Origin of the sequence: Bordetella petrii (assembly GCF_020991325.1) — a bacterium.
GTDB lineage: Bacteria > Pseudomonadota > Gammaproteobacteria > Burkholderiales > Burkholderiaceae_B > Bordetella_A > Bordetella_A petrii_E.
Genome location: NZ_JAJMLX010000008.1, coordinates 34,966 through 42,497, shown reverse-complemented (window position 1 = coordinate 42,497; position 7,532 = coordinate 34,966). Strand labels below are relative to the sequence as shown.

General features: G+C 65.9%; 8 protein-coding genes. 6 read left to right on the top strand and 2 right to left on the bottom strand.

Features of this window, described 5'->3' with window-relative positions; genetic code table 11:
• From LPZ50_RS02085 to LPZ50_RS02060, 6 genes are all read left to right on the top strand, one after another.
• A partial coding sequence (locus LPZ50_RS02085; RefSeq protein WP_230657006.1) for a thiamine pyrophosphate-dependent enzyme occupies positions 1–1,063 on the top strand: 1,063 nt, incomplete at its 5' end.
• A 34-nt stretch (positions 1,064–1,097) separates the two neighbouring features.
• Positions 1,098–2,090 (top strand): TRAP transporter substrate-binding protein, encoded by a 993-nt coding sequence (locus tag LPZ50_RS02080; RefSeq protein ID WP_230657003.1) that lies wholly within the window; start codon positions 1,098–1,100, stop codon positions 2,088–2,090.
• A 64-nt stretch (positions 2,091–2,154) separates the two neighbouring features.
• Positions 2,155–3,435 carry a TRAP transporter large permease gene (locus tag LPZ50_RS02075; RefSeq protein WP_230657001.1) on the top strand — a complete coding sequence of 427 codons (1,281 nt, stop codon included), beginning with the start codon at positions 2,155–2,157 and terminating at the stop codon, positions 3,433–3,435.
• Positions 3,432–3,953 carry a TRAP transporter small permease gene (locus LPZ50_RS02070; RefSeq protein WP_230656999.1) on the top strand — a complete coding sequence of 174 codons (522 nt, stop codon included), beginning with the start codon at positions 3,432–3,434 and terminating at the stop codon, positions 3,951–3,953. Before LPZ50_RS02075 ends, LPZ50_RS02070 begins: the two co-directional genes overlap by 4 nt.
• A gap of 40 nt (positions 3,954–3,993) precedes the next feature.
• Positions 3,994–4,317, top strand: coding sequence for an NIPSNAP family protein (locus tag LPZ50_RS02065; protein ID WP_230656997.1), 324 nt, complete (start codon positions 3,994–3,996; stop codon positions 4,315–4,317).
• A gap of 32 nt (positions 4,318–4,349) precedes the next feature.
• Complete coding sequence (locus LPZ50_RS02060; protein WP_230656995.1) at positions 4,350–5,159, top strand: SDR family NAD(P)-dependent oxidoreductase; 810 nt, start codon at positions 4,350–4,352, stop codon at positions 5,157–5,159.
• Between the two features lies 1 nt (position 5,160).
• Here the strand turns inward: LPZ50_RS02060 and LPZ50_RS02055 are convergent, their stop codons facing one another.
• Both LPZ50_RS02055 and LPZ50_RS02050 read right to left on the bottom strand, forming a co-directional pair.
• The gene (locus tag LPZ50_RS02055) at positions 5,161–6,486 is read right to left on the bottom strand and encodes a flavin-containing monooxygenase (protein WP_230656994.1); all 1,326 of its coding nucleotides are present in this window, start codon (positions 6,484–6,486) and stop codon (positions 5,161–5,163) included.
• A 22-nt stretch (positions 6,487–6,508) separates the two neighbouring features.
• Positions 6,509–7,477, bottom strand: a complete 969-nt coding sequence (locus LPZ50_RS02050) for an NAD-dependent epimerase/dehydratase family protein (RefSeq protein ID WP_230656993.1) — start codon at positions 7,475–7,477, stop codon at positions 6,509–6,511.
• Between the last annotated feature and the right edge of the window lie 55 nt (positions 7,478–7,532).

Here is a 7,532-nt window from a genome sequence, read left to right as displayed (position 1 = left end):
AGCGGCCGACCTGGCCCGCCGCGCCGGCCTGCCGCGCGCCGTGACACAACGTTGCCTGCATACGCTGATCCGCCTGGCCTGCGCCTTCCGCCGCCAAGATCTGTTCGACAACCGCAATTTGTTCTATGTGGGCGAAGTGGGTATAGGCGTCAACCCCGCGCTGGCCAAAGCGGTGCGCGACGCCGACCTGCTGATCGCCGTGGGAACTCGGCTGGGCGAAATGGTAACCGGCGGCTATACCCTGCTGGACGTGCCCGTGCCGCGCCAGAAGCTCGTGCACGTCCTGGCATCGGCGGAAGAGCTGGGCCGCGTGTACCAGGCAGAGACGCAGATCCTCAGCGACATGAACACCTTCGCGGCCGCCGTCGGTGAATGGGAACCCGCCCTGGCTGCCGCGCAATCGGCACGCGGCGCCTGGCGCGCGGCGCTGCGCGACGAATACGAACAGTATGTCACCCCGGCGCCGCGCCAGGTTGCGCTGGACCCCGCCCGCGTCATCGCGGTCTTGCGCGATACCCTGGCGCCCGACGCCATCCTGACCAATGGCGCGGGCAACTACAGTGCCTGGGCACACCGCTACTACCAGTTCTCGCAACCCGGCTGCCAACTGGCGCCCACCAGCGGCGCCATGGGCTACGGTGTGCCGTCGGCCATCGCGGCCAAGCTGCTGCACCCCGGTCGGCAGGTGATCTGCCTGGCCGGCGACGGATGTTTCCTGATGAGCTCCCAGGAACTGGCCACCGTCCGCCGCCACGGCCTGCACATTGTGTTCATCGTCTTCAACAACAGCATGTACGGCACGATACGCATGCATCAAGAGAACAATTACCCAGGCCGCGCCATCGGCACCGACCTGAGCAACCCCGACTTCGTGAAGTATGCCCAGTCTTTCGGGCTGCAGGCGGAACGGGTCTGCCGCGACGAAGACTTCGCGCCGGCGCTGCGGCGCGCGCTGTCCTGCCCCCAGGCGGCACTGATAGAACTGCAGATCGACCCCGAGATCATCACCCCGCGCGCCACGCTGACCGAACTGCGCAAGCGCGCCCAGCAAGCCGCCGCCTGAAGCGGCAAATACACCAAAGAGAAAGGAGACCGACATGCACCTGAAACCCTCCCGCGGCCTTGTCCGCCTGGCCTTGAGCGCCGCGCTGGCCTGGTCGGCGCTGGGCCCCGCCCATGCCGCCACCACCCTGAAACTGGCGCATTTCGCGGCGGAATCGCACCCCGCCCATACCGCGTCGCTGCAGTTCAAGAAGAACGTCGAGGCCCGCACCAAGGGCGAAGTATTGGTCGAGCTGTATCCCGCCAATCAACTGGGCTCACCACCCGATCAGCTGGAACAGACTTCGCTGGGCGTCATCGACATGAACCTGCCCACCCAGGGCGCGCTGGACAAGTACGAGAAAGCCTTCGCCACTGTCATGACGCCTTACGCCTTCTCCAGCTACGCGGACGCGCACCGCGTGCTGGACGGCCCGTTCTACGACTGGGTTGCGCCGCGCCTGGAAAAGAAAGGGCTGGTGCTGCTGTCGACGTGGGAATACGGCTTTCGCAACGTGACGAACTCGCGCCACCCTATCAATACCCCCGATGACATGAAGGGGCTGAAGCTGCGCACGCCGCCGGAACTGCAGATCATCGCCGCGCTGGAGGCGGCGGGTGCGTCCACGACGCAAATCGCCTTCCCCGAACTGGTGGCCGCGCTGAACCAGGGCGTGGTCGACGGCCAGGAAAACCCGATAGGCGTCATCTACCACTTCAAGCTCTATGAAGTGCAGAAGAACCTGGCGCTGACCCAGCATGTGTACAACAGCATGACGCACGTGATCAGCCTTTCCAGCTGGAAGAAACTCACCCCGGAACAACAGGCGGTGGTGCGCGAGGAAAGCCGGTCGGCCGGCCTGCTGATGCGCAAACTGGTGGCCGAACAAGAGGCCTCCGAAATCGCCAAGATCGAGGCCGCTGGCGTGAACGTTACCCGGCCCGACATCGCGAAGTTCCGCGCCCTGATGCAACCCGCCTACGACCGCGTGGCGGCATACGCGGGCAAGGAGAACATGAAGACATTCCTGGACATGCTGGCGAAGTAACCGGCGCGCGCCCCGGCGTCCGGCCTGCCGGCGTCCGCGGCGCGGCAACACTGAGAGAACTGCTATGCAAGCCGTACTAGTCGTGGGCGGACTGCTCGCCCTCATCATGCTGGGCGTGCCCATTGCCGTGGCGCTGGGCGCAACCGCGATCATCAGCTACCTGCTCGCCGGCGAGACCCAGGCCCTGACCATGATGGCCCAGCGCATGTTTTCCGCGTCATCGGGATTCACGCTGCTTGCCATTCCTTTCTTCATCCTGGCCGGCGCGCTGATGAACACCGGCGGCATCACCGACCGCATCTTCCGCTTCGCGCACGCCCTGGTGGGCCATTTCACGGGCGGCCTGGCCCAGGTCAATGTCGTGGGCAGCCTGATCTTCTCGGGCATGTCGGGCACCGCGGTCGGCGACGCCGCCGGCATGGGCCAGGTGGAAATCAAGGCCATGAACGACGCCGGCTTCGAACCCCGGTTCTCGGCGGCCGTCACCGCGGCATCGGCCACCATCGGCCCGGTGTTTCCCCCCAGCGTCCCCATGGTCATCTTCGGCGGCCTGACAGGGGTGTCGGTGGTGCAGTTGTTCATCGCGGGCATCGTCCCCGGCATTCTGCTGACCGTGGCCCTGATGACGGCAATCTGGGTGATTTCCCGGCGCCGCAACTATCCCGTGGAACGCCGCGCCAGCCTGCGCGAATTGCGGGAATCCTTCATGGGCGCGCTGCTGCCCATGCTGGCGCCAGTCATCATCATCGGCGGGCTGGCCGTCGGCGTGTTCACTCCCACCGAAGGCGGCGTGGTCGCCGTGCTGTACTGCCTGGCACTGGGGCTGTTCGTCTACAAGGAGATCCGTCTTTCAGACTTGCCCGGCGTGCTGTGGACCACGCTGCAGCACACCATACGCGTGCTGTTCATTATTGCCTCGGCAGGGTTCCTGACCTGGTTCCTGGTGCACAAGCGCATTCCCGACGCCATGATCCAGGGCATTACGGCCATTTCCACCGTGCCCTGGGAAATCGTGGCGCTGATCATCCTGGTGCTGGTAGTAGTAGGCCTGTTCCTGGAGGGCGTGGCCGTCATCATCATCACGGTGCCCATTTTCATGCCTGTCATCAGCCACATCGGCATGGACCCGGTGCAGTTCGGCATGCTGATGGTCATGTGCTCGATGATCGGCCTGCTGACGCCTCCGGTCGGCATCCTGCTGTTCGCGGTCAGCAGTGTATCCGGCGTGAAGGTGGGCGCGATCGTTGCCGAACTGTGGCCCCTGCTGATCGCCATCGCGGCGGTGACATTGATGGTGGCCTACTGGCCCGCCGTATCCCTGTGGCTGCCAAGGACTCTGCTATGAACCATGATTTCGTCGCCCGCCTAGACCAGGCCCTGGGCACCCTGCTGCGGGTGTTCACGATCGCCTGCCTGGCCGCCCTGACCCTGCTCGTGGCGGTCAATATCGTCAACCGCCTTGTGGGCCTGTTCTCGATGAACTGGTTCGACGAGGTCGTCACCGCGCTGTTCGCCTGGCTGGTATTCATCGGCGCCAGCGCGCTGTGGCGAGAGCGCGAGCACTTTTCCATCGACCTGCTGGCCGATTATCTGGCGGACAAGCGCGGCGCCTGGGCGCAGCGCCTGGCCATCGCGCTGCTGGGCCTGTTGTTCGCGAGCGTGCTGCTGGTGTATGGCGCGCTGTTCGTTTCGCGAACCTCGGCCACCACCCCGGTGCTGGAACTGCCGCAGTCGTGGGCCTACGCCTGCGTGCCGATAGCCGGCCTGTTAATGACGATTTATGCATTGCGCGATGTCTGGACTGCCATCAAGACAACCCGGCCGCGCAGCGCGCCAGCCGGCACCCGCCCCCAGGCCCAATGACCCTGCCTGGCCTCTTTATCCCTACCCTTCGGAGAACCCCATGCTTTACGACGTAAGAACCTATACCTGCCACCCCGGCAAGATCAAGAAGCACCTGGCGCTGTACGCCGAACACGGCTTCGCGGTACAACGCCGGCACCTGGGCGAGCCGCTGGCGTACATGCAGACCGAGACCGGCGATGTGAACAGCTATGTGCACATCTGGGTGTATGACGACGCCGCCGACCGTGCCCGCAAGCGTGCCGCCCTGCAGGCCGACCCGGACTGGGCACAGTACCTGACGCGCAGCGGCGACGCGGGCTACCTGCTGGCGCAGCGCAATCAGCTGATGACATCGGTGCCGTTCTTCACGCCCAAGCCCTGATCCGTCTTATTCCTGTTCTACGAGTACCCACCATGCAAAACTACCGTCAGTTGTTCGACCTGGCCGGCAAGACCGCCGTCGTGCTGGGCGCGGGATCCGGCATAGGCCAGGCATCGGCGCAGGCGCTCGGCGCGCTGGGCGCGCATGTCGTGTGCGCCGACCGCGACACCCAGGCCGTACAGGACACCGCCGCGCAGATCTCCCGGGCGGGATCCGCCGAATGGCACACGATCGACGGCGCCAGCGGCGCCGACATCGCCGGCCTGGCCGAGCGCGTGCTGTCCGCGCACGGCAAAGTGGATATTGCCGTCAGCACGCCAGCGCTGAACATACGCAAACTGATCGTCGACTACACCGAAGAAGAGTTCGATTCGGTCATCAACCTGAACTTGAAAGGCGCCTTCCGTTTCCTGCGCGCGTTCGGCGCACCGATGATGAAACAGGGCGGCGGCAGCCTGGTCCTGTGCTCGTCGATGCGCGCGGTCACCATCGAGCCGGGGTTGGGCATCTATGCCGCCAGCAAGGCCGGCATCGCCCAGATGATCAAGGGGTTTGCCGCCGAAGCCGGGCCGTACGGGGTGCGCGTCAACGCCGTCATGCCCGGTGTCATCGAAACCCGCCTGACCGCCCCGCTGAAAGAGCGCCGCGATATCTACGACACCTATGCGTCGCATACAGTGTTCAACCGCTGGGGGCAGCCGTCGGAAGTCGGCTCGGCGGTGGCATTCCTGGCGTCCGATGCGGCCAGCTATATCACCGGCACCTCGCTTGCCGTGGACGGCGGATGGACGGCCATCGATGGCGCGCCCACCGGACTGACCGCCACCCGCCCATCGGAGTGAATCAGGCCCCGGCCATGCCGCGCGCCATGTCCTGCGCCAGCTGGCGGCGATAGGCGCGTCCATCTACTTCCAGCGTATAGCGCGCCGACCCGACATAGCGGCGCGCGCGCTGCTGGTGGTGGGCCTCGATTTCCGCGCGCATCGCATCCTGGGCCGGCAGCCGCGTCTCATCGGCCAGCACCGATGCCAGCCAGCGGCCTTGCACCTCTACAAGGGGAATGGTGGGCCCTATGGGCTGCACCAACCCCAGCAGATACAGGCCGGGATGGCCGGGCACCAGCATCCGGCGGTACAGGTTCGCACGCCCCTCGCGCACCGCAAACACCTCGGGCGCCAGGAAAGGAAAGCTGGCCTGGTAGCCAGTGGCGTGGATGATCACGTCGATGGCTTCGCTTGAGCCATCCTGGAACGCGACGCTGGCGCCATCCAGTTGCGCGACGTCCGGCTTGATCTTGATCCAGCCATGGCCGCAGTACGGAATCAGTTCCTGGCTGAGCGTGGCGTGCTCGCGCCACACCGGGTGCGCGGGCCGCGGAATGCCGAAGCGCGCCTGGTCTCCGGTGGCCAGATACGCCAGCCACCGCACGATGGCGCGCGCGGCGCGGGTGGGCAGGCGCAGCCGGCCGGCGAAGAAACCCAGCCAGCGGTCGATGGGATGCCCCATGATGTACTTGGGCATGATCCAGGCGCTGCGCCGCGTGGACAAGAACGTGGCGTCGGCGGTCTTGCACAGGTCCACCGCCACGTCCACCGCCGAATTGCCTATGCCCACGATCAGCACGCGCTTGCCCTTGAAGGGCTCGGCCGTACGGTAATGATGCGAATGCAGCTGTTCGCCGTCGAACCCGCCGTCGAAGGCCGCCCAGCGCGGATCCCACAGGTGCCCGTTGGCAACCACCACGGCGCGATAGCGCCGTGCCTGCCCGCCCTGCACCGCTACCCGCCAGGTGCCATCCGGCTGCGGTTCCACGCGTTCGACCCGGGTGTTGAAGCGGATATGCGGCCGCACGCCGAAATGGTCCGCATAGTTTTCCAGGTACTGCAGCACCTCGAAGTGCGACAGGAAATCGGGATACGTGTCCGGTATGGGGTAGTCCGAGTAACCCAGGTTGCGGCGGCTGGTGTCGATATGCAGGCTGCGGTATGCCGACGACATGCCGTTGTCGTTCTCGTAGCGCCACATGCCGCCCAGGTTCGAGCCGATCTCGAAGCACTCGAAGGCGACGCCTTTTTCTTTCAGGGCCTTGGCCGCGGTCATGCCGGACGACCCGGCGCCGATGATGCATACCGGCAGTCCGGCGCCGGAAGGGTTGCTGGTATCGGTCATGGTGGAAGTCGAAGTTGGGCGATCAGCCGGCCTGGTCATGGGCCAGGTACTGATCGATGATGGCGTCGAAATCGGCATCGGCCCGCAGGCCCAGGCCCTGTGCGTGGCGCGACACAAAGCCTTTCGGCCAGCTGTCCACAATGCGCTGCAGCGCCGCGTCGGGTTGGTAACGCACCTGCCCCAGAGGCCGGCCCGCGCCGCGCCGCCGCATGCTGTCCACCATGTCGCCGATGCTGACGGTCAGCGCGGGCAGATTCATGGCCCGCCCATGGGGCAGTTGTTCCGCCGGCACGTCGTGCAGGCGCAGCAAGGCCTGCGCCACGGCGTCCGCCGAGGCCACCGGAATGCGCGTGCCGGGTGCCAGACCCACTACCGTGTCCTGGCCGGCCAGCGGTTCGCGCACGATGGCGGCCACGCGGTCGGACACCGCGGGGCTGGCTGCGCCCGGGCGGATCAGCACAATAGGCAGGCGCAACGCGCGGCCATCGGCCTTGCCCAGGCGGCTGTAATTGGCCAGCAGCAGCTCCACCATGGCCTTGTGCGTACCGTAGGTGGTGTCTGGCTCGGCGCGCACCGAGTCATCTACCATTTCCGGCAAGACGCCGCCAAAAACCGCGATTGAACTGGCGAACACAAAACGCGGCGGCCTGGCGGCGCATTCGATCAACTGCCGCACCGGCGCCACATTGGTGGCGTAGGCCTGTTCGTGGTCCTGCTCGGCCTGCAGCGTCAGGCTGGCCGCCAAGTGGAAGATCGAATCGCAACCCTGCGCGGCCAGCTTGGCGGTGAAGGCCGGGTCGGCCACATCGCCCGCCAGGGTGCGCACCGGCAGCGGCGCATCCGCGGGCACGGCAACGGGCTGCCTGTCGACCAGCAGCAGGTCACTGATAGGTTCCGGCGCCCCTGCCGGCGCCAGGCGCCCGGCACGTATCAGGCTGCGGGTCAGCGCCGTTCCCAGAAAACCGGCCGCGCCGGTAATCATCACACGCATGAGTTTGCTCCTTTTTTGCCCAAAAACATCCTACTCGGTATGTTTTTTTGATGCA

Excerpts from the sequence above, each read along its gene's own strand:
- LPZ50_RS02080 (WP_230657003.1), top strand. The coding sequence starts at position 1,098 with ATGCACCTGAAACCCTCCCGCGGCCTTGTCCGCCTGGCCTTGAGCGCC.
- LPZ50_RS02075 (WP_230657001.1), top strand. The coding sequence starts at position 2,155 with ATGCAAGCCGTACTAGTCGTGGGCGGACTGCTCGCCCTCATCATGCTG.
- LPZ50_RS02070 (WP_230656999.1), top strand. The coding sequence starts at position 3,432 with ATGAACCATGATTTCGTCGCCCGCCTAGACCAGGCCCTGGGCACCCTG.
- LPZ50_RS02065 (WP_230656997.1), top strand. The coding sequence starts at position 3,994 with ATGCTTTACGACGTAAGAACCTATACCTGCCACCCCGGCAAGATCAAG.
- LPZ50_RS02060 (WP_230656995.1), top strand. The coding sequence starts at position 4,350 with ATGCAAAACTACCGTCAGTTGTTCGACCTGGCCGGCAAGACCGCCGTC.
- LPZ50_RS02055 (WP_230656994.1), bottom strand. The coding sequence starts at position 6,486 with ATGACCGATACCAGCAACCCTTCCGGCGCCGGACTGCCGGTATGCATC.
- LPZ50_RS02050 (WP_230656993.1), bottom strand. The coding sequence starts at position 7,477 with ATGCGTGTGATGATTACCGGCGCGGCCGGTTTTCTGGGAACGGCGCTG.